Below are 19,841 nucleotides of genomic sequence, written 5' to 3'. Positions count from 1 at the left end.
CCGCGCCCGCCCCCCCCCGCCCCGCGGCCGCCCCCCCCCCGCCCGGCCGGCGGGCGCCCCCCCCCCCCCCCCCCCCCCCCCCCCCCCCCCAGGGGGTGCGGCGGTGATCGGCTGGTGGTGCTACTGGAAGAACCCCGGCTTGGGGGTGCGGTACTTGCGGCCCTTACGGACCCGATGGAGCGGCCCGTACATGCGGGCGTGGGCGCGCTGCACGGCCACCGCAGCGCTCGCGGCCTGCTGCGCCTGCTCGAGCATCTGGTGGACCGCCTTGGCCGCGCGTGCCTGCTCCTTGGCCACGTCCTGGGTCATGGCCACGAACTGGCCGTCGACGTCGGCGTCGGCCAGGTTCCCGGCCAGGGTGGACGCCTCGTCAGCGGTCCTGCTGCACTTCTTGTCCAGGCCTTCCAGCTCCTTGACGGCCTGCTGCATCGCCTCGCTGAACACCTTCAGCGTGTGCTGCACGGCCTCGTAGTCGCTGCCGCTGCTGTCGTCCGCGCCGGGGCGGGGCCGGCGCCGCCTGCCGGAGTACACCGCGGCCGTCTTGGCCGCAGGCACCGCAGGCAGGTTGCTGCTCTGCTCGCTCATCCTTGTTCCTCTCCTTTCTGTCCGAGGGGATCGGTCACTGGTGGTGGACAGCTGCGGAGGCCTGTTCCAGACCGCCCTCGCGCATGGCGGCACGGTCCTCCTCGTAGACCTGTGCGACCTGTTGGGCGGCCTCGGTGGCCTTCTGCGAGGCGGTATGGACGGCCTGGGCCAGACGGCTCGCGTTCTCCGCGGTGCTGTCGGACAGCGAGGCGAGGGCGTCCAGGAGCCGCACCAGCTTGCGCTCCAGGTTGTGGCTGCCGCTGAGTTCAGCGCACATGCGCTTCCAGCGGTGCGCCCAGACGGTGAGGTTGTCCACCGCGTTCTGGACCTTCTCGGCGTCCTGGGACGAGTGGACCTTGATGTTGGCCATCGCGATCAGGAACTCGGTGAGTGTCACCGCGGTCTGGTGCTCGCCGGCCATGCCCGCGCCCGCCGCGCCCCAGGACCTGCCGGGCATCTGGCCACCGGAGCCTGCGGCACCTTCGAACGAGGTGGTGGTGCCGGACCGGACGGTGCCGGGCTGCTCGGTGGGGGACTGAGGTGAGGGCTCCGCTGCGGCGGACACCTTAGAGGGCAGTTCGGTCACCACGATCTCCGCATCGGGGATGTCGTCCTCGCTCCCCACAGCACTGCGGGGAGCCATGTCCGGGTTTCCAGGTGCCACCGTCTCCGGCTCCACCTCCGGGCCGGGGCCGGGCGGGTGCTCTTCGAAGCCGCCTCGCGGAGGCTTCCCGCGGCTTCCGGCAGCTTCCTTCTCGTGCAGCGCTCCCAGGTACCCCAGCCAACCGTCACGGGTCATCGCCGCCCCGTACCCGTCGGCAGGATCGGCTACCGGTGCTGCGCGGTCCTCGCCGCGGTCCTCGCCCTTGGCCGGGCCGGCTTCCTCGGCCGCTTCCCCCTGTTTCGGTGACGCCTCCTCGGATTTCGGGGCCGCCTGCTCCGGTTTCGGGGACGCCTCCTCGGGCTTGGCCCCGGTTTCGGCAGCGCTGCCAGCAGCCGGTTCCGGCCTGGGGCCGGTTTCGGGATCGGCTGCCGGTGCTGCGCCGCGCTCGCCGCGGTCCTTGCCCTTGGCGAGGTCGGCATTCTCGACCGCCTGCTCCGGTTTCGGGGACGCCTCCTCGGATTTCGGCGACGGCCCGTCAGACTTCGACGCCGCCTTGGCCTTCCACTGCTCCAGCAGCTTGCGCGCCAGGTCCGCGCGGGTCGTCCCGGACTCCTCTGCCAGCTCTTTACGGCGCTGCTTTCGGGCGTACTTGTCGTCGCGGACGCGCTCGCGGTGGGCCCGGTCGGAGTCCCGGTCCTTCGCGCGGTCGGCCAAGTCGGCGCTCTGCTTCACCGCGCGCCGCTCCTGGCGCGCCCTGGAGCGCTCAGCAGCGAGAGCGGACAGCGACCGGGGGCGCTCGCTGCCCCCCGAGGCGCCGCGGCCCCCACTGCTGCCGGACGCCCCGGTTCCCGTGGACGTCCCGGAGCCGCCGGATCCGCGGGGCCCTCCGGAGCCGTTCTGGCGGCCCGTCAGACCCCCTGCCGCCCCATCGCTCCGGCCACGGGGCCCAGAGCCGCCAGAGGGCCCCTTGAGCGGCTGAACACGGCCTTCAGAAGGCAGCGCCCCCGGACGGCTCGCACCGGTACCACCGCGGCTCGCGCCGGTGCCGCCGCCGCTGCCCAGACCGCCGGGGCTGCGCCCGCCCCGCGGATCGCTCCCGGATCCGCCCGGGCCGGAACCTCGGTTGGAGGCAGAGCGGTGGGCCGCACTCGTACCGCCCGCTCCCTTGCCCCCCGCAGCCGCGGAGGCCTGGGCGGCGCGGGCGCCCAGCTGGGCCTTGCGCAGCTCGTTGTGCTGGGACAGCAGGCCCAGCTCCCGTTCGGTCTCCGCATTCAGGCGGGCGACTTTGTCCGCGACCTGGGCTTCACGAAAAGGCGCGTGCTCGTCCCGGTTCTGCCGGGCGGTATCGACCAGGTGCTGCAGCCAGTCGGAAACAATTTCGGCGAAAGTCCGGCGCTCGGAATATTCGCTCCATTCCTCGCCGCCGTCGTATTCGGTTCCGCTCTCCTCGTATTCTCCCGCCGTGGCCGACGGAGCAGGAATCGGCTCCGACCGGAATGCGGCCGGTACGGAAGGCTGGGGAGCGGCGGGGATTTCAGGCGCCCGCGTCGTGGTGTCGGCGGCACGGGCGGCGTCGGCGTACCGGGCGGCCGGCGGCGGCACGTACGCCTCGCCGGAGCGCGGGAGGCTGATCACCCTCCCCTCGGACTCGGGCCGGACGCTGTCGTCGGGCACAACGGCTCCTCTCGCGGATTTGACAGACAGTAGGGTCTTCGTGCACGCGTGCACGCGGGCACGGGTGCACGCGATACGCGCGCGCGAAGGCCCCGCCGGTACTCCGGCGGAGCCTCATCGGTGACGCTCGGTCACATCGGGGGGTGGCGGGTGGTGACCTCGTGCGCGTAGCGCAGCGTGTCGTTCCAGATCGTCGGATCGCCCTTCGCGCGCTGCTGCAGGGCCGCGAGGAACAGTCGGCACACCAGCGCGAAGCCGTCCCAGACGTCGCCGCGGCCGACCCGCTCCTCCAGCACCAGTTCCTTGCGCAGGCGGCGCAGCCAGTTCTCCGCTGCGCCTTTTCCCTCTCCCCGCGACTGGATTGCCGCCGTTTCGCCGTCGCTGTAGAACTTGCGCCGGTTTTCCACGGTCCTCTCGCGGGAGGTCAGCGGCCGCGTCATGCTGGCCGCTTCAGGTCGAAGATGTTCCGGGGTTCAGTGTAGCTGTTTTCCGCAGGCTGAGGGCTGCTCGCGGAATTTTGGTTGACCGGCGCGGACTTCGGCGGTTTCTTGTTCGCCTTTTCCAGGGCCTTCGCGGCGCGCTGCGCGGGAAGGGCCGCGACGCGGCTGTCGTGGGCGATGCGCCGCAGGGCCGAGCGCTCCAGGGACTTGGCCGCGCTCTCGAGACTGCGGATGGTCTTGGCCAGCTGGCGCTCGACGGGCAGGGCCCGCAGGCGGGCGTCGAAGCGCCCATCGCCGGCGACCGACGTCTCACGCAGCGCCTGGCTGGTCTCCTGCCCGAGCAGGGCCAGGGAGGTGCGCAGGTCGCCCAGGTGGCGCACGAGGCCGGCGGTGTAGGCGGCGAACTCCTCCGGGGTCCTCGCCGTGTACCTCAATCGCGCGCGGTCGTCGGGGGTCGTCATGGTCTTCCTCCAGGGAGTCGGGCACGGCGGGGGCCGCGGCCTGGACTGTGCGTGCGGTACCGACCCGGTCTCCGGCCGGATGCCCGGGTCTAGGGTGGTGCTCGGCGCATCGGCGCCTTCGGCGGCCACCAGGACGGCTCCAACGTCCTGGTGGCCACCGGAGAGGCCGGTGCTCGGCGGTGCGTGGTCAGGGCCGGTAGCCCTGGGCGAGCAGTTCGGCGGCCTCGCTGCGGTACTCCGAGGCCGTGGCGGGCGAGGAGACCTCCAACGCGCGCTGGATCTCCGCGAGCGGCAGGTCGGCCGGCCGCACGTCGCCCGTTTCGGGCCCGGACGCCGCGAGGATCATTCGGGCGACCTTGCGCACCGCCCGCTGGCGCGGCGTCAATTTCGCCTGGTCCTCGGCTTCGACCGCGCGCTGCTCGATTTCGGCAGCGGCCAGCCGCGTTTCGGCAGCAGCCCGGAGCGCTTCGGCGGCGGCCAGCCGCGACTGCTCCACGGAGGCGAGAGCAGCCTCGCGGCGCGCCTCCTCCTCGGCCTCCCGGCGCGCCGCTTCGCGGGCGGCCCGACGCGCTTCGGCAGCCGCCTCCTCTGTTTCGGCCGCGAGCCGGTCAGCTTCGGCAGCGGTCTTGCGGGCCGCCGCGATGGTCGCCGTCTCGATCGCCCGCGCCTCGGCGGCAGCCACCTGATCGGCCTCCGCGGCCAGGCGGCGCTCCTCAGCGGCCAGCTTCTCCAGCTCGGCTGCCCGCAGGTTCGCGGCCGCCGCCGTCTCGTGCTCCTGGGCCGCCTCGCGCTTGGCAACGGCGGTACGGGCACGGGCTTCGGCGACCAGCGCCGTCTCCAGCGCCTCCTCCTCGGCCGCGGCGGCCCGCTCGGCCGCGGTGACCTGCGCTTTCGCGTGCGCGCGGGCCTGCCCGGTGGCGCCTTCGACCTCGGCCTTCACCTGCTCCAGCTCGCCGTCCGCACGCAGCTCCTCGGCCTCGGCGCGCTTCTTCGCGATGCGGCGCCGGGTCTCCGCCTCGCGGCGCCGGCGCTCAGCCTCCTCCTCGCGTTCCTGGGCGGCCCGTTCCTGGTCGGCGGGCATCGCCAGGGCCTGCGCGACGGTGTAGCCGTGCGGGGCCATCTTCATCGGCAGCAGCTCGTCCTCGGTAGCCGCGGACAGGTCGCCGCCGTGCTTGCGCTTGAGCCACAGCTCGTAGGCGATGAGCTCCTGGTCGCGGCGGACCATCTCCGGGTAGGAGCGCACGTCGTACAGGCGCATCCGCCGGTAGATCCGGGCGGTGGCCACCGGCGCCAGCAGCCAGCGGATCAGCGGGACCGCGTCCCGTTCGGCCTGGTCAGGGCGCACGAGGCGATCGATGGAGTCCCGGCCGACCTCAACCACCATGATGAACAGGACCGGCACGATGCCGTGCGCGCCGGCGGCCACGTAGTCCAGCAGCTCCCAGGTACGCCCGCGGGGCGCGCCGGAGGCGGCGTTGAGGACGACGGTGGCGGCGGTGAGCAGCCACACCGGGTAGCGGATCCAGGCGATGGGGCGCTTGAGCCAGGCCATCAACAGGTCGATGGCGATCATCACCATGATGCCGGTGTCGACGCCGACCGCGAACAGCTGGCCCTGCTGGAGGGTGCCGAAGCCCAGCCGATCGTGGGCGAAACCCGCGACGTGCTCGAAGGAGAGGTAGAGGCCGATGCCGGCGAGGGCGAGGGCGGCCGCCACGATCCCGGCCGCCGACCACATCTGGGGCCGAGTCAGGATCTGGGCCGAAGCCGGTCCCGAAACGCTGTCGGCCGGAGCCGAAGCAAAGTGGGCCGTCTCCGAAACGGCGGCGGGTGGGCCCGAAACGGGCTCCGGCCGGGGACGGGAAAGGATCGTCGGGGCCGCCGTCGGCGGCGAGTCGGTGATCGTCACGAGGGCCTCCGGAAGGCTCGGGTTGGGCGTATCCGAAACGGCGGAGGCTGCTCCCGAAACGCACCCGGGTGCGTCCGAAACAGCCGCCGCCGCGGGCGTACTGAGGGTGGCCGGGTCCGAAATGTGGGCGCGGTCAGCCGAAGATGGGGGCGACGGCCGCGTCCGCCCGGTCCGCGCGGTAGTCGATGTAGTCGCCGCCGAGCCGCTCCAGCAGCACGGCCAGGCTGGTGATCGGCTCCGTCTCCCGCTTGCTGGTGCCGGTGATCAGGCAGATCTCCTCCGGCTCCCGGAAGCGGTACGCACGGCTGGTGTGCAGCTTGGTGCGGCCGGGGTTGTAGTGCAGCCAGTAGCCGCCGCCGAGGCAGTAGACGGCAGTGCCGTCCGGGAAGCCGGTCCACCGCTCGGCGAGGGCCAGGCCGAGCGCGCTGTGCTCGTCGAGGAACCGCTCGGCGAAGTCGGTGGCACGGCAGACGGCTTCGTCGCGGACAGCGGCGTCGACGTGACGCAGGACGTCGGCGCGGTCACCATTGACGGGCGGCAGCGGCGCCTGCCAGCCCACGGCCTGGGCGGCGAGGATGCCCTCGGCGTGGCCCAGACGGCGCTGGGTCGATTCCCAGAGGTGGGTGGGGATCAGTCGGAACATCAGGAACCTCCTGGTCGCGGCGGGCGGTGCGTCGGGCACCGACGAACACCGCCCGCCCCGCAGCCCCGGGCGGATCCGGGGGCGGGGCGGGCGGCGAACGACAGCAACCGAAGGCGGTCAGGCGGTGCGGGCGCGGTTGCGGGAGGAGCGGCGCTTCATCGCGCGCCGCTCGTCCTCGCTCAGCCCGCCCCAGACGCCGGCGTCCTGGCCGGTCGCCATCGCCCAGGTCAGGCACTGCTCCCTGACCGGGCAGCGGCGGCTGCACACGGCCTTGGCCTCCTCGATCTGCAGCAGGGCCGGGCCGGTGTTGCCGATCGGGAAGAACAGCTCGGGGTCCTCGTCGCGGCACGCTGCGCGGCTTCGCCAGTCCATGACGGTCTCTCCTCTTTCTTGTGTGCGGTCGGTGTGCTCAGGCGTTCTGGGGGAACCGGGCGGTGCGGGCGAGCTCGTGGAGCGCGGCGACCGTGCCGGGGTGGAACGCCTCGTCCAGGACGTGGCGCTGCTCGAGGAGCGCGCCGTCGTCGGCCGGGCGGGACAGCGCGAAGGCGGCCCAGTAGGTGAGGGCCTGCTCGCCGGGCTCGGCGACGACCTCGCCCTCCCAGGCGGCGTTGTGCGTGCGGATCCGGGTCTCGCCGAGGACGCGCACGGTGATCTGCCAGGTCGGCCACTCGGTGCGCGGGCCCTCCTCGATGGCGAGGACCTCGTAGACCGGGTCGAACGGGCTGGTGCGGTACAGGCCGCCGACGCGGCGCGGGCCGATCTCGCGGGCCACCCACCGGCGGTAGGTGGCGGCCTCGTAGTAGGCGCGGCGGGCGGGGGAGGAGGTGCGGGCGCGGTGCTTCATGAGGTGGCCTCCGGCCGGGGAAGTTCGCGGAGCGCCGCTGCGCCCTGCGGACCTTGGTCCGCGGGGCGGAGCGGCGCGGGGAGTGGGGCGGTTCGTCAGCTGGCGGCCGGGATGCGGCAGCGGATGCGCTTGCCGATCGCGGACGGGCGGACGGTCCAGCCGGGGGCGAGGACGTCGAGGAGGACCAGGCCGCGGCCGGACTCCGCCTCGTCGCTGTCCGGGGCGGTACTGGTGCGGCGCGGGCCGACGCCGGCGAGCGGGTCGTGGACGGTGACGACAGCGTCGTGGTCGGCGCGGTGGACTTCCACGACCAGCGGGACGTGTTCCCCGCAGGCCCGGACGGCGTTGCCGATCAGCTCGGACAGGACCAGCTGGGCGGACTCGGCGGTCTCCAGGTCGACGCCGTGGGCGACCAGGACGGTCAGGGCCAGGGACCGCACGGTGTGCACGGTCTCCTGGTCGGCCGTCAGGTGGGCGGTGATCCCGCCGAGGCGCTCGCGCAGGAACAGGCCCGGCCGGGGCGCGGGCAGCACCGGGGGCTGGACGGTCAGGCCGGCCGCGGTGCCGGTGCCGAAGGTCGTGGCGGTCATCACCGGCCGCCCTTCGGCTTCGTGGGCGGCGGCGGGGTGACGGGCTTGCCCCCGCCGATGAAGCTGCGGCAGACCGCGAGGTCGGAGGTGGTCACTTCTTGCCCCCGCCCCGGGCGCGGCGCAGTGCCTCGTCCATGTTCGGGTCGCTGTCACCCTCGGCGCGGGCGGGACGTGCGATGATGTTGTTCAGCAAGGTCGTTGCCTCCTACTAAGGCGACGTGGACGGCCCCGGGGCGCAATCCCGGGGCCGTCGCTGTTGGTGGGGGCGGCTCCTGCCGTCCCCCCGTCGCCGCCGTACCCGGGTGCGGGGACGGCGGCGACGGGCAGCGTCGCAGGAGAGAGGTGCTGGTCAGGCGGCCGCGAGGATCGGGGCGGCCGCGCCGGTGGAGCAGTGCATCGGATGCCGGAACCGGTGACGCGGGCCGTCGCGCAGCGGGCTGGCCGCCGCAACGAGGCGCTCCTCGGTCGGGGTCCGGCGAAGGCCCGCCGTTCTGGGCGGCCAGCTGTCGGCCGTGCAGGTGAGCTGGTCAAGCAGCAGGCCGACGGACTTCGGGACGATGCCGTAACGCACGGAGACCTCCAGGGATGCGAAGCGGCGGCCCGGAGAATCCGGGCCGCCGCAGTCGGGTGACGGTGGGGTGGGGGCTGGTCAGTTCGTCTTGGCCCTCAGCGGGCTGGCCTTGTGGGTCGCCGCGCCGGTGCGGTTCGCGGCCAGCGCGCGGGCCTGCTCCTTGCTGTCGCGCCACACGGTCGGAACCTCGGCCCCGCGGATCGGCGCGATCGCGTCGGCCAGCGGCTCGATCCGCGCGGAGTCGGCAGCGGCAACGACCGGGGCGACCTTCGCCCACTGGGCGTGACGCTGGCGCGGGAGCTCGCGGGCACGGACCTTCTCCGCGGCCGCGTGGAGTTCCTCGTACAGGGCGCGGTTGCGGCGGCGCTGGGGCTCGGCCTGCAGGAGCCGCAGGTAGGCGGCGGCCAGGCGGCCGCCGTCCTGGCAGTGCGCGCGGCCGGTGCAGGCGGTGCAGCGGGAGCGGTGCAGCTCGTAGGTGCGGCGGGCGGAGTCCGCGGTGGCCGGGGCCGGGTCGAGCTGGGTGATCGCGGGGGCGACCGGGGCCTTGACCTTCTTGAGGACGGTGGTCGGCCGACGGGAGGCGGTCTCCTTCGCGGCATCGGCCAGCTGCTGCTGCCACTGGGCGATCGTCAGGTCCAGCAGAACCCGGCGGTTGGACCCGGAGCAGCGCCGGGCGCCAGGGGTACCGGCGCGCTCGGTGTGGTGCGGGGCCTGCTTCCAGCCCTGGCTGCCCTTGTCGGTGGTCAGCGGGCACCAGGTGGTGCAGTCCGGGCAGCGCAGGTGCTCGACACCGGGCAGCAGGTCGTAGTCGTTGGGCAGCAGTGTGGAGACGGCCAGCGGCGGGCGGCAGGACACGTTCGTCGTGCGGGTCCGGCGTTTGCGCTGCCGGGCGGCGGGCGTCGCGGTCGGAGGGGTCATCTCGGGCTCCTCGTCAGTGCGGAGGGGAGGGTGGGGTCCGCGGCGCGGTGCTCTCTCCGCCCGCCAGGCCTGCCAGATGATCCGGCGGCGCCCTGGCGGGCGGACAACGCATCAGCGATGCGGTGCACAGGTGCAGCGGGCGGTTTGGTGGTGCTACCAGCCCTGACCTGTTGTCTGCACGAGAGCTAGGACTTTGTTACCTAACTTTCGGCGACATGGACGACCGTACGCATCTGCTGAGCATCCGTCAAGAAGTTTGGTGCATAAGTTCGCTGATCTAGCGTCAAACATCACACTGTGGTGCACTGAAGATGCGGATGACGTTCGAGCGGCAGCCTCGCTGGACTCCTTGCATGGAAGCTCCGGCAAGTTAAGTACAAAACTCACGGGGGATCAGGTACGTTGTGCTCCATGACGAATCCGACCGACCCTGGTAGCCGAAGGAAGGCCCGGGCCATCGCAGACGCCCTTCGTGAGCAGATCCGCTCCGGTGCGCTTGGGCCGGGCTCCGTTCTGCCCACTGGACGGGAGATTGCCGCGACGTATGGCGTGGCGCCCCGGACTGCGGCAGCTGGCGTCGACATCCTGAAGCGCGAGGGTCTTGTCGTCGGAGAGCAGGGAGGACGTCGGCGAGTACGTTCGGTCCGGCGGATCACCTGGAACCTCAGCGACTTCGAGCGCGGTGAACGTCGCGACTCGAACGCGCGAGACGATTGGGCAACCGCCATCCAGGAGGCGGGGCGTGAACCCAGCGAGACCATCACTCGCATGGTCAAGCCAGCAAGCGCGCAGGTTGCTGAGTGGCTTCAGATTTCCCCTGGAGACGAGGTGGTCTGCCGGGAGCGGGTGCGCTCGGTCGACGGCCAGCCGTTCCAACTGTCGGTCTCCACCTTCCCCGGAACGATCGCTCGCGGCACCCTCCTCGACGAGGACCGCGAGGTCTCCGTTCCCGGTGGCGTACTTCGCCACATAGGACATCCGCAGTTGCGCGTGCGCGACATGATCACCACGCGAATGCCCACGCCGGAGGAGAGCACCATCCTCCAGCTACCCGTTGGCACGCCCGTCTTGATCCACGTTCGGATCGGCTACGGGGAGAAGTTCCCGGTCAGAGTCATGACCACCATCGCCCCCGGCGACCGCAACCTTTTCGTTTACGAGCTGGAGGTCTGACCATGCCCTCGACCGACTACGCCGTGCGTCTGGCCAGCTCAGAGGACATCCCCGCGCTGATGGCGCTGCGCACAGAGGCTGAGCGGTGGCTCGCCTCCATGGGCGTCGACCAGTGGTCCGACCCCGACTTGGGCGATCGTGCGATGCAGAGCTGGCTGGAGAGGATCAACCGCGGTCAGACCTGGGTGTTCACGGACGAGCACGACGCCGTGGCTGCCACGGTCAGCCGCGGCCTGGCCGATACCGATTTCTGGAAGGAATCCGACGATCCCTCCTCCGCTCTCTACGTCTACAAGCTGATCGTGGCTCGCTCAGCAGCTGGCCAGAAGCTCGGCGCCCGCATCCTCGACTGGCTTTCGGTGATCGCAGCGGCGGAAGGCAAGCAGTTCGTCAGGCTCGACGTCTGGCGGAACAACCGCGGCCTCCAGCTCTACTACACGAAACAAGGCTTTGAGCATGTTCGTACGGAGCACGCCGCAACCAGGCTGAGCGGGTGGCTGGGGCAGCGGCCGGCTGGCACGGTTCTCTTCCCCGAGCGGATGCTTCCGACCATCGTCAGTCCGCTGCCGGAGCAGTTCGGCGTGGACGTCACCGAAGCCCACCACACTGTCGGATCTCTGGCGGATGAAGTGGCGGGACTGCAGGCTCAGTTGCAGCGCACCTCGGTACCGGTGACGGGCCTCGTGCGAGGGGAGTACGACAAGGCGGTTGAGAACCTGTACCTGGCACACGGTTCCTTGAAGCGGGCACTCAAGCAGTTGGCCGAGGCCAAGGCCTGCATCCAAGCTCTGCCTGATCCGACGGATCTCGCCTGGGCGGCTGCCCCCCGACGTGCCTGACAAACCGATTAGTATCCCGCGCGCTCTGCGTCATGCGGCTCGACACTCCGGAAGCGTCAGCACAGCCGCGTGGCGCGAGGGGGATGCAGTGGGTTTAGGATCAGATGCAGACCGTTACCAGGCGCGGGAGGTGGAAGCCCCGCTGCGTGGTGAAGGTGGCAAAAATTCAACGGCCCCGTGGCATCCGCGGCGGGGTTGGAAGATTCCCGCCGGACTCGGTTGCCCGGGGCCGGTGAGCCAGGAGCTGTGTGAGAGCGGCTCGACTGGCTCGTTGCGACACCTTTAGTGACAAGGAGGTGTGCGCTGTGAATCAGCGTACCTGCTGGACGGCCCGTCAGCGCAACAGCGCCTGGCCGATGTCGCGCGCCCGCGTGGCGCGCCTGGCTGTTTCGGCCCCGTACGACTCCCAGGTTTCCCCGCTCGGCGCCCTGCTGCGCCGTGTGGGGGTCGCCCGTTCGTGTGTCGCCTTCATTGAAGGCTTGACCTGCTCGGGCTCCGCCGTGCTCCGCATCATCAGGAGTTCGGCGTCCACGACGGCTGCCTCGTACAGCCGGTGTGCCGTGGCGGTGGCTATGACCTAGCCCTACTGGGGCGGCGCCCACTGTTCGCTTTCACCTTCCTTGCCGGGAGGGTGTTGCGGATGGCGCCGCCCAGGAGCGGGACCGGTTGCCGACGGTCGTGCTCCCAGATGTTCCTCGTGAGGGACCGCCCTGCCAGGGGCCTGTCGCCTCGCTACTTCTTCGGTTCTCCCAGAACCGCTCCAGCCCAGCGAGGGGCCTTCGCGTTCCCTCCTGCGTAGAAGGAGAGCAAGGTCATCATGCAGCAGGACGCTGCCGGTTTCCACTCCGGCATGCCCGCATGCCGTCCAGAACGCCTGTTTCCGGCCTCCTGGACGGCATTCGCCGTGCGCGTCACCGCCCTTCGGGGTGGCTGGTGAGTACGCAGGAGGAGTCGACTGACCAGCCGACTGGCTACACGGCTTCCCCTGCCCGCGCCTCGCGGTTCGCACCGTGCGCGCCGGTTCTGCCGCGGCTGCTGGTCCCGAAGGTGGAGCAGTGGGCGGCGACCACGCAAGGGCGGGTCGCGCTGGACGGGTACTCCTGGCGGCAGGCCGCGCACTGGGTGCACGGGGCCGATCTGTACGTCCCGACGCACGGCCCGCGGTTCGGGGAGACGACGCTGCGGTTGGTCGCGGTGCTGGAGGAGCTGACGCCGTGCCGGCCGACGATCGCGTATCTGATGCGGCGGCTGGGCTGCTCGCGCCGGACGGTGCAGTACCACCTGGAGATCCTACGGTCGACCGGGTTACTGGCGTGGCGGTCGATCGGCACCCGGCTGCCGATGGCGGAGGGCCAGAAGCGGGTGGAGAGCCTGGCGTCGGAGTACGAGCGGCTGATCCCGGTCAGCTACGACCGGGCGCTGGGGATCCGGACCGCGGGCGAGGGCCTGGAGCGCCGGATGGTCGGCATCTCGGAGGAGGGCCGGACGGTCATCGCGGAGCTCGGCCGGAAGGCCGCGAGGAAGCCGCGCCGTACCCGCCGCACCGTTCGTCACAGCAGCACCGGACGGCCCGTCAAGACCTCGCGTTGCACCCCAATGGAGGGTGGTACCACCCACTGCGTCGGCTCTTCCTCCGTGGGTGATCAAAAGACTACGGGCGACGCCCGTGTCACGAAGTCGATCACCAGGAAGAAGCCCACCAGGAAGCCGACGGGGGAGCGGCGCCGCACGGTGCTCGGCCAGGTCGTCACCGCCGCGATGATGGCGACTGGGGACCTGATGGCCCGGGTCGCCTACCGGCGGGTGCCGTGGGTGCGTCGGGCCAGCCACGACCAGCTCCGATGGGTGCTGAACGACCTGGCACACCGCGGCTGGAGCCCGGAGCGGGCGGTGGCGTGGCTGGGCGAGATCGCGGGCCAGTACGGCGCCGGGGCGCTGTGGCGGCCGGAACGCCCGCACGCCCTGATCGCCCACGCCCTGCGCCAGGAGACCGAACAGGCCGCCTACGACCAGGAGCTTCGGCAGGACGTCGCCGCCCGCGTCGAACCGATGGACAACGCGGCGATGCGCGAGCTCGCGGGCCTGAGCAACCTGTTCGCGCTGATGGATACCCCCGCGCCGACCCCGGAGTCCCACCCGGCCGAGGAGAGCCTCGCGCAGGCCCACTGGGCGCCGCGCACCATCGTCGCCGCGATCGACGACGACGTCGACGCCGCGATCGACCGCTACGGCGTCGACCTGGTCGCACGCTACGCCGGGCTGGCCGCCAACCCCAACGTGCAGATCGGAGTCCGATGAGCGCCACCGACCCCACCAGCAGCGCCGTCCAGACCGCCGACGACCAGCACAACGGCGGCGGCGACCAGGCCCACGACGAGGTGCGCGAGCCGCAGCTGTCCGGCGCGGACCTCGCCCGCACCGCCCTGCGCGCAGCCCAGCGGGCCGCCCGCACCTCCAGCCACACCCTGGCCAAGCGGAAGCCGCCGACCGCGCGGGAGATCGCCCAGCTCGGCCGTGACGCCCGCGAACCCGCCCCCGCTGGCGGCGTCATCGCGACGATGGCCGACATCGCCGGCTGGGCCACCGGCACCGCCCGCGGCACTCTCCACGACAAGTGGGCGATCATCGTCGGCGACGCCAACGCCCGGCACTGGACGCTCGCCGGCTTCGACGTCACCACCAGCACCCTGCGGATCCTCGCCGACACCCCGGCTTGGGCCACCCAGCTGCGCCTGCACCAGCGCGACGTCCTGCGCCGCCTCGAGCAGCACCTGCCCGCCGGGAGCGTCCGCGCACTCGACGTCCGCGTCGGCCGCGCCAGCAGCGAAAGCACGAACCTGGACGACGACCCGCACTACACCCCGCTCGCCCCGGCCCTGCACCCTGCAGCCGACAGCAGTGTCTACCGGCAGCTGCGCCAGCAGATGACCGAGTCCACCGCTGACCGCCAGGCCGCCATCAAGGAGGCCGCCGCGGAACGCGAGGAGATCCTGCGCCGCCACTACAACCGCCTCCGCGAGCCGGAGACCACCAACTGGCTGCCGGTCGAGGAGGACCTGCAGCTGGCGGCCGTGACCGCCCACGCCCGCGAACAGCGCCAGCGGCATCGCGGCGCACTCCTGCGGGCCCGCGCCGAGCGCGCCGGAGCGACGCCGCTGCCCACCGCCCGCCGTGCGACCAAGGCGCCGGCCACCGCCGTACGCGGCGCCGCGTGAGCTGGACCGTCGCACAGCACCGGCCGTGTTCCCGTGGCCTAAGCTTCGACTCCCATGGGAAAATGGGCTGTTGGCGTGTTCGAGCGGCGGAAGGCCCAAACAGTGATCGACATCAGCATCGGCACGGTGTGGGCGTTCGAGCAGGCACTCGGCGACTACGCGGGTGACATCGTTGACCTGCTCCTCGCCGACGGATACCCGGTCGCCCTCACCACCGTGCAAGGCCCCCGCGCCGGAGGCGGCGACCACGAGGACCTCCTGGAGAAGGACGACGTGGACGGCCGCGTGGTCGTCACCTTCCCCGCGGGCACCGCGCCCCGGTTCACCGGCATGGGCCCGTACGACAGCGTCACGCTCTCCTGGGGCGGCCTGTCCGGGTGGCGCATCACCGCGGGTGGCCTCTTCGGCGGCGCTGACCGGTGGATGGGCGCCGGACTCTTCCCCAGCCCCAGCGCGGTGGCCAACTTCGTCGCCACTGCGGCGATCGACCTGGACGAGGCCGGCAGCGAGGACCGGCCCTTCTACCGCGCGGCAGGACACGACCTGGACACCCTGCTCCACCGGCTCATGTCCGCCAACGTCTCCAACCCCAACGAGACCAGGTCCGAGAATACCGACCAGCGCGTACGCCAGGCCCGCCTCGCCACCTGCTGGCGAGGCATCACCAGCGCCCTGGAGTCCGGCCAGGCCGATCCCGCCATCGTCACCATCACCACCGACGAGCTCCGCGCTTTGGACTACCTGGTCGAGTTCGCGATCGACGTCGAAGGCGAGAACCACCATGTGCGCCGCTTCGCCCACCTGCTGATCCAAGACATCCAGACCCGGGCCGGCCTGCGCGCCGGGCAGACCCAGGACACCGACACGGAGCAGGCCCGCACCTACGTCCAGCAGAACAGCTTCTGAGTCAACCCCAGCAGCCAGGTCGTGCCGGAAGCAGATCCGCTACCGCGGCCGCTTCCATTCCGCGGCCGCAACGAAGCCCAGACCTCTCGTGCAGCGAACCGGGACAGCCCGTTCCCTACCTTGCGGTCCAGCGCTTGCCGACGGCCAGGGCGTGGTCGATGAGTCGGCAGATCCGGGGGAGGTCGGCGGCGAGGTCGCCCAGTACGGTACTGGGCGCGGAGGCGGTGGCGGCGCCGATCGCGGCCAGCGCGACCCGCTCGGCGGGCCGCAGGTCCATCGGTCCGGCGTCGGGGCGCTCCAGGGTGAAGGCGGCCGGGTCGAGCTCGTAGAGGAGCTCGCCCTCCAGCCGGCCGTCGCGGTCGAGCACGATTTCCCGGGACAGGATCCGCTCCACGGCCCGCGCGTAGCGCCCCAGACTCCGCCGGTGGTCCTCCTCGTCCTGGCGCTCGGCCAGCGTCCGGATCCAGACCGCAGCGCGCACGCCCGTCACGGTGGCCTCGGCGATCGCCTCCCGCTCCGGGGCGTTCAGGCCGTCGTAGTCGGGTCCGTCGTCGTTCGGCTCGCCGCCGAACAGGATCAGGTCGATGGTGCTGGTGCTGTTCACCCGTGCTCAACCAGTCGCGGTCGCCGCCGGTCACGGCCGGGCGGGACAACCGGCCGGACGCAGAGGCCGGTGCCCGGGCTCTGCCGCGCCCGGCGGGCGGTGGACAGCTCCAGCAGCACGCCCTTCTGCCGGTGGACAGGCCGTCCGGAAGGCCAGCGGAGCCGACCGGCCGGTGCGTTTCCCCTGGACAAGCCGCCCGGCGTGCCGGGCTCGGCTGTGCAGGCCTGCAGCACCGTGCCGGCGGAAGGCGAACTCGTCGACGCCGAGCACCCGCGGCGCCCGCTCGGGCACTTGGGGTGCTTCGAGCAGGCCGAGGAGTCGGGTGCGGCCGGCCGCGACGCTGAGCTTGCGGCACAGCCGCTCGCCCGCGCGGCCGCCGAGCTCGGTGGCGACGGCCCGCAGCCAATCCTTCAGCCCGGTGCTGGAGCGCAGGTGACGCTCGCTCAGCCCCTGGACCTGCTCGACGAACGTCCGTCGCCCGCACCGGAGGCGGTCGCAGAGGTATCGGCGCACGCGCAGTCGTATCAGCAACTTCCTTCCCGCCAGTGGGCGTTCGGCTACCGTGCGCCAGTACGTGGAGTGGACTCGTCTGCCCAGGATCCCGCAGTCCGGGCAGCGGACGGCCGGGCCGCACGCGGCGGCCTCGACCAGCACCAGGTCCAACCCGGCGGTCACCCGCTCCAGTTCAACATCCACTCCGGGGAACAGCATGTCTTCGATCGAATCGAGAGCCACCTGAAGGTCATCCCGCAGCGAAACGATCCTGCATTCACGCCTGTGACCTGGTCTTTCACGGGACTCCGGTCAGAGCCGTTTTCAGGGATCGTCATCACCGCGCACTCCTGGACCGCGCCGACCGTGCGCTGCGTACCGTGCTGCCCGCGATCCTCGCCACCGCCCCGGCCGCTGACCGCGCCCGGCACCCTAGCGTGCACAGCGCGGGGCGGCCGCCTCGTCTGCCCGGCAGCTGACGCGTCACCTGCCGAGGCCGCCACCAAGCCCTCGCCGCACAGGCCGCGGATGCGAACCGGCGACCGCAGCCGAACCACCTCCGATCCCAACCGACCTGCCAGGAGTCCGACATGGACAGCACGCCGAGCAGCACGTCCGACCTTGAGGACAACGAAACGCTGCTCGACTTCGAACACCCCTTTCCTCTCGTGCTCTACCGGCACGGAGACGGAGAGCTGATGCTCCCCGCGGCTCTGATCGGAGCGCTGCTGCGCCACAGCGCAGAGGTGTTTCGCTCTTGGCGCACCACCGGCCGGGTGCCGCTCGACCTCGTGACCACCGCCCGCCTCTACGAGGCCCTGCTCAGGTACGCCGCCGACATCGACACCGCCGTTGCCGACGCCGACCGCAACGGCCTGCCCGACACCGACACCACCGGCCGTACTCGCGCCGACCTCCTCGCCCGCGAGCTCGCTGAACTCGCGGACACCTACCTCGCCGCCGACGGCACCTGACCCAGCAGCCACCGAGAGGACCACCGACATGGACGACACACCCGAGCCCGGCGAACTGCGCCTGCCCCTGGCGCTCTACCAGGACAGCGAGAGCGGTGAGATGGTCATCCCCGCCGCCGACGTCTGCAGCCTCCTGCGGGCCTCCGCCCAGCAGTGGCTGACCTGGGAACGCGACGGACAGGCGGAGCTCGACCCGCAGACCGTGGCCCTGCTCGGTGGTGCCTTGGTCGGCCTCGCCGACCAGATCGACATCGCCTGCATCTCCGCAGCGAGCTGACCGACTGCCAGCCCCTGCGCAGCGAGAGCCATGCCGGATCCCTGATCGATTCGCGCACCGAAAGCAGCCCGGAGCACCCTGCAAACCTCACCGCCAGCACCACCAATGGCGGCCGCGTCAAAACCGCGACCCAGAGCAACGTGATTAGGATCCGGGGCCCACGCCCCACCTTCTGCAGCGGCCGCCGCCATCCTGCCGCGCACCGCCAGGACCTTGTCCACTACCTTGCGGAAACCAGCAAAGGCCCTGGTGGCAGGCATGTCAGGTACCCCGGCTAGCCTCCACACGTGAAGATAGACAGAACCGCGCTCGTCGTTCCCACCCGCTACCGCAACGCCAAAATTCGCCAGGTGATGGGAAGGAACATCGCGATGGCGGACTCCGACGACCTCCTAGCAGCCTGGCTCTGGGCGACCGAGGCATGGATCCTGCGCGAGTTCTACTACAACCTCGACAAGCACCGCGCAGCAGCCGAAGAAACAAGGAGGGAGGCATACCGACGGCTCAACGCTCGCTGGGACGACGACTTCGCGCCGGTGCCGCAGGCGATCCGCGAGAGCATCGACGAGTGCCTGAAAGACATTGCGGCCGCCGCCGCGGAAGCTGCGCGCGAAGCCCAGCGCTGCCTGGAGATCGCGTACACCTCCTGGAAGAACATCAGCGATGAGTGCGGCCTGGACCCCCGGGACTTCTTCCACCGCGACCACACCGCGACACGGACATCCCCGCTCGAAGCCATCAGCGAGGCTTGGGACCAGTCGGACCGGAGCATGGAACGCTTCGACCAGGCCGTCGCCGCCCACCGCGACGCCGTCCATGAACTGGCACTGCAGGAGAATCGACGGCGAAAGCACCTCGCCGAGGGCGCCTTGAGCGTCGAAGGCCGGTTCCTGCACTCCACCTACCGACAACTGACCGCGCACCGGCGCGCGCTCCGCACCGAGGATAAGCAGTGTCTCAGCGGAACGTACTCCGCACCGAAGGCATGGAGCCTTCCGATGCAGATCGCCAAGGAAGCCGACGCCAGCGCTCACTTCCGCCGCACCATCGACATGCTCGACGCCCTCGAAGCCGCCAACGAGAGCGTCGACACCTGCACCGAGATCTGGGAAGAGGTAGCAGCCGACTTCGGCCTCTGCCCCGCCAGCGCCCCGCCCCTCCAACGCCACCCCAACGGCCCGGCGAAGGTGGTGGCGATCGCCGAACTCGCCCGCCAACTCGACGCCGCCCGCGCCGACATGCAGAAGATCCTCGCCACCCACCGGGAAGCCGTCCACGGATCGGCCCTGATCCTCAACCGGCGCATCACCCACCTCATGAAAACGCCGCCCGTCGACCTGGAAGAGATCGACGAACTGCACCACCGGGAGTTCGAAAACCTCGTCGCTGACCTCGCCCGCAGGGACGGCATGACCATCACCCGCTCCCACGGCGGATCCGGCGACCTCGGCGCAGACGTCGGCGCCGTCACCGTGGACAACCGCCTGGTGGTCTTCCAGGCCAAGCACACCGCCTCCGGCCGGAGCATCGGAACCCCCGACCTCCAACGCTTCAACGGGACCGCCCGCCCCCACCACAAGGCGGACATCGCCGTGCTCGTCACCAACGGCACCTTCACCGCGCCGGCCGTCCACTTCGCCCGAGAACACAACATCCGCCTGGTGGGCCGCCAAGCACTACGACAGTGGGCCGCCCTCGGCGACCCACTGCACGAAGTGGTCGAGCTTCCGTAAACCCCCGCTCGAATCCCTCCGTCACCAGCCTCCAGGTCGTTCCGGAAACAGGGCCGCTGCCGTTCCGTGGCCGCAACGAAACCCCGACCTCTCGCGATGCGAGCAGGGACAGCCCGCACCCTTCCCCGCAACGAAACGCGGGCCGAACTGGCGGTCCGCCCTGGGGGACGGCGCGCAAAAGGCTGCGGCAGGAGGGACGCAACGAAACGTCTAGGGTGTGCGGGTGACCGCGGATCAGCCGGGCCTGCAGCCCTCCCTCCTCGACCTAGAAGTCTGATGAAGATCTTCTTGCTGGGGGGGGCTGTCCCGGTTGGGACAGCCCTCCTGCGCTATGCGGTTGTGGGAGTGATGGTCCAGGTGTCGCCCGCGCGGGTAAGCCCGAGGCTGAT

Annotated in this window: 21 protein-coding genes; 8 read left to right on the top strand and 13 right to left on the bottom strand. The window is 71.4% G+C overall.

The features are described from left to right. Nucleotides 1-120: 120 nt before the first annotated feature. From ACFY00_RS30585 to ACFY00_RS30535, 11 genes are all read right to left on the bottom strand, one after another. A complete protein-coding gene (locus tag ACFY00_RS30585) occupies nucleotides 121-555 on the bottom strand; it encodes a conjugal transfer protein TraB (protein WP_388035377.1) in 435 nt (144 codons plus the stop codon). A 64-nt stretch (nucleotides 556-619) separates the two neighbouring features. Continuing rightward, nucleotides 620-2,863 (bottom strand): hypothetical protein, encoded by a 2,244-nt coding sequence (locus tag ACFY00_RS30580; protein WP_388035375.1) that lies wholly within the window; start codon nucleotides 2,861-2,863, stop codon nucleotides 620-622. Between the two features lie 131 nt (nucleotides 2,864-2,994). Then, nucleotides 2,995-3,303 (bottom strand): hypothetical protein, encoded by a 309-nt coding sequence (locus ACFY00_RS30575; RefSeq protein WP_388035372.1) that lies wholly within the window; start codon nucleotides 3,301-3,303, stop codon nucleotides 2,995-2,997. Further along, on the bottom strand, nucleotides 3,300-3,764 hold the full coding sequence (locus ACFY00_RS30570) for a hypothetical protein (protein ID WP_388035370.1): 465 nt from the start codon (nucleotides 3,762-3,764) through the stop codon (nucleotides 3,300-3,302). The genes ACFY00_RS30575 and ACFY00_RS30570 overlap by 4 nt, the downstream gene beginning before the upstream one ends. Before the next feature lie 187 nt (nucleotides 3,765-3,951). Beyond that, on the bottom strand, nucleotides 3,952-5,673 hold the full coding sequence (locus tag ACFY00_RS30565) for a DUF2637 domain-containing protein (protein ID WP_388035366.1): 1,722 nt from the start codon (nucleotides 5,671-5,673) through the stop codon (nucleotides 3,952-3,954). A gap of 133 nt (nucleotides 5,674-5,806) precedes the next feature. Then, nucleotides 5,807-6,316: a hypothetical protein gene (locus ACFY00_RS30560; protein WP_388035363.1), complete on the bottom strand. Its 510-nt coding sequence runs from the start codon at nucleotides 6,314-6,316 to the stop codon at nucleotides 5,807-5,809. A 117-nt stretch (nucleotides 6,317-6,433) separates the two neighbouring features. After that, on the bottom strand, nucleotides 6,434-6,688 hold the full coding sequence (locus tag ACFY00_RS30555; protein WP_388035361.1) for a WhiB family transcriptional regulator: 255 nt from the start codon (nucleotides 6,686-6,688) through the stop codon (nucleotides 6,434-6,436). 37 nt (nucleotides 6,689-6,725) lie between these two features. Next, nucleotides 6,726-7,160 (bottom strand): hypothetical protein, encoded by a 435-nt coding sequence (locus ACFY00_RS30550; RefSeq protein ID WP_388035358.1) that lies wholly within the window; start codon nucleotides 7,158-7,160, stop codon nucleotides 6,726-6,728. A 95-nt stretch (nucleotides 7,161-7,255) separates the two neighbouring features. Then, nucleotides 7,256-7,750, bottom strand: coding sequence for an ATP-binding protein (locus ACFY00_RS30545; RefSeq protein ID WP_388035355.1), 495 nt, complete (start codon nucleotides 7,748-7,750; stop codon nucleotides 7,256-7,258). Between the two features lie 349 nt (nucleotides 7,751-8,099). Next, nucleotides 8,100-8,321 (bottom strand): hypothetical protein, encoded by a 222-nt coding sequence (locus ACFY00_RS30540; protein WP_388035352.1) that lies wholly within the window; start codon nucleotides 8,319-8,321, stop codon nucleotides 8,100-8,102. A gap of 78 nt (nucleotides 8,322-8,399) precedes the next feature. After that, a complete protein-coding gene (locus ACFY00_RS30535; RefSeq protein ID WP_388035349.1) occupies nucleotides 8,400-9,239 on the bottom strand; it encodes a hypothetical protein in 840 nt (279 codons plus the stop codon). 411 nt (nucleotides 9,240-9,650) lie between these two features. Between ACFY00_RS30535 and ACFY00_RS30530 the strand changes: the two genes are divergently transcribed. The 5 genes from ACFY00_RS30530 to ACFY00_RS30510 all read left to right on the top strand — a co-directional run bounded on the left by ACFY00_RS30530 (nucleotide 9,651) and on the right by ACFY00_RS30510 (nucleotide 15,372). Continuing rightward, nucleotides 9,651-10,412, top strand: a complete 762-nt coding sequence (locus tag ACFY00_RS30530) for a GntR family transcriptional regulator (protein ID WP_388035346.1) — start codon at nucleotides 9,651-9,653, stop codon at nucleotides 10,410-10,412. A 2-nt stretch (nucleotides 10,413-10,414) separates the two neighbouring features. Then, nucleotides 10,415-11,251: a GNAT family N-acetyltransferase gene (locus ACFY00_RS30525; protein WP_388035344.1), complete on the top strand. Its 837-nt coding sequence runs from the start codon at nucleotides 10,415-10,417 to the stop codon at nucleotides 11,249-11,251. Between the two features lie 1,047 nt (nucleotides 11,252-12,298). Beyond that, nucleotides 12,299-13,549, top strand: a complete 1,251-nt coding sequence (locus tag ACFY00_RS30520) for a hypothetical protein (RefSeq protein ID WP_388035341.1) — start codon at nucleotides 12,299-12,301, stop codon at nucleotides 13,547-13,549. Next, entirely contained in the window at nucleotides 13,546-14,466 is a 921-nt protein-coding gene (locus tag ACFY00_RS30515; RefSeq protein WP_388035338.1) for a DciA family protein, read from the top strand. Before ACFY00_RS30520 ends, ACFY00_RS30515 begins: the two co-directional genes overlap by 4 nt. A gap of 102 nt (nucleotides 14,467-14,568) precedes the next feature. Next, nucleotides 14,569-15,372 (top strand): hypothetical protein, encoded by an 804-nt coding sequence (locus tag ACFY00_RS30510; RefSeq protein WP_388035336.1) that lies wholly within the window; start codon nucleotides 14,569-14,571, stop codon nucleotides 15,370-15,372. A gap of 115 nt (nucleotides 15,373-15,487) precedes the next feature. Here the strand turns inward: ACFY00_RS30510 and ACFY00_RS30505 are convergent, their stop codons facing one another. Then, nucleotides 15,488-15,976 (bottom strand): hypothetical protein, encoded by a 489-nt coding sequence (locus tag ACFY00_RS30505; RefSeq protein WP_388035334.1) that lies wholly within the window; start codon nucleotides 15,974-15,976, stop codon nucleotides 15,488-15,490. A gap of 30 nt (nucleotides 15,977-16,006) precedes the next feature. Beyond that, nucleotides 16,007-16,711: a transposase family protein gene (locus tag ACFY00_RS30500; protein WP_388035332.1), complete on the bottom strand. Its 705-nt coding sequence runs from the start codon at nucleotides 16,709-16,711 to the stop codon at nucleotides 16,007-16,009. 347 nt (nucleotides 16,712-17,058) lie between these two features. Here ACFY00_RS30500 and ACFY00_RS30495 point away from each other — a divergent pair, with 347 nt between their 5' ends. From ACFY00_RS30495 to ACFY00_RS30485, 3 genes are all read left to right on the top strand, one after another. Then, the gene (locus ACFY00_RS30495) at nucleotides 17,059-17,442 is read left to right on the top strand and encodes a hypothetical protein (RefSeq protein ID WP_388035329.1); all 384 of its coding nucleotides are present in this window, start codon (nucleotides 17,059-17,061) and stop codon (nucleotides 17,440-17,442) included. A gap of 28 nt (nucleotides 17,443-17,470) precedes the next feature. Beyond that, the gene (locus ACFY00_RS30490) at nucleotides 17,471-17,719 is read left to right on the top strand and encodes a DUF6213 family protein (protein ID WP_388035326.1); all 249 of its coding nucleotides are present in this window, start codon (nucleotides 17,471-17,473) and stop codon (nucleotides 17,717-17,719) included. A gap of 287 nt (nucleotides 17,720-18,006) precedes the next feature. Beyond that, complete coding sequence (locus ACFY00_RS30485) at nucleotides 18,007-19,452, top strand: restriction endonuclease (RefSeq protein WP_388035324.1); 1,446 nt, start codon at nucleotides 18,007-18,009, stop codon at nucleotides 19,450-19,452. Nucleotides 19,453-19,841: the final 389 nt, after the last annotated feature.

Origin of the sequence: Kitasatospora sp. NPDC001540 (assembly GCF_042894345.1) — a bacterium.
Lineage (GTDB): Bacteria > Actinomycetota > Actinomycetes > Streptomycetales > Streptomycetaceae > Kitasatospora > Kitasatospora phosalacinea_C.
Note: the sequence above shows the minus strand (reverse complement) of the source record. Positions and strands in the feature narration are given on the sequence as shown.

Bases quoted from the DNA above. Each gene is read 5' to 3' on its own strand.
- ACFY00_RS30575 (WP_388035372.1), bottom strand. From the start codon at position 3,303: ATGACGCGGCCGCTGACCTCCCGCGAGAGGACCGTGGAAAACCGGCGC.
- ACFY00_RS30570 (WP_388035370.1), bottom strand. From the start codon at position 3,764: ATGACGACCCCCGACGACCGCGCGCGATTGAGGTACACGGCGAGGACC.
- ACFY00_RS30560 (WP_388035363.1), bottom strand. From the start codon at position 6,316: ATGTTCCGACTGATCCCCACCCACCTCTGGGAATCGACCCAGCGCCGT.
- ACFY00_RS30555 (WP_388035361.1), bottom strand. From the start codon at position 6,688: ATGGACTGGCGAAGCCGCGCAGCGTGCCGCGACGAGGACCCCGAGCTG.
- ACFY00_RS30550 (WP_388035358.1), bottom strand. From the start codon at position 7,160: ATGAAGCACCGCGCCCGCACCTCCTCCCCCGCCCGCCGCGCCTACTAC.
- ACFY00_RS30545 (WP_388035355.1), bottom strand. From the start codon at position 7,750: ATGACCGCCACGACCTTCGGCACCGGCACCGCGGCCGGCCTGACCGTC.
- ACFY00_RS30535 (WP_388035349.1), bottom strand. From the start codon at position 9,239: ATGACCCCTCCGACCGCGACGCCCGCCGCCCGGCAGCGCAAACGCCGG.
- ACFY00_RS30530 (WP_388035346.1), top strand. From the start codon at position 9,651: ATGACGAATCCGACCGACCCTGGTAGCCGAAGGAAGGCCCGGGCCATC.
- ACFY00_RS30525 (WP_388035344.1), top strand. From the start codon at position 10,415: ATGCCCTCGACCGACTACGCCGTGCGTCTGGCCAGCTCAGAGGACATC.
- ACFY00_RS30515 (WP_388035338.1), top strand. From the start codon at position 13,546: ATGAGCGCCACCGACCCCACCAGCAGCGCCGTCCAGACCGCCGACGAC.
- ACFY00_RS30495 (WP_388035329.1), top strand. From the start codon at position 17,059: ATGGACAGCACGCCGAGCAGCACGTCCGACCTTGAGGACAACGAAACG.
- ACFY00_RS30490 (WP_388035326.1), top strand. From the start codon at position 17,471: ATGGACGACACACCCGAGCCCGGCGAACTGCGCCTGCCCCTGGCGCTC.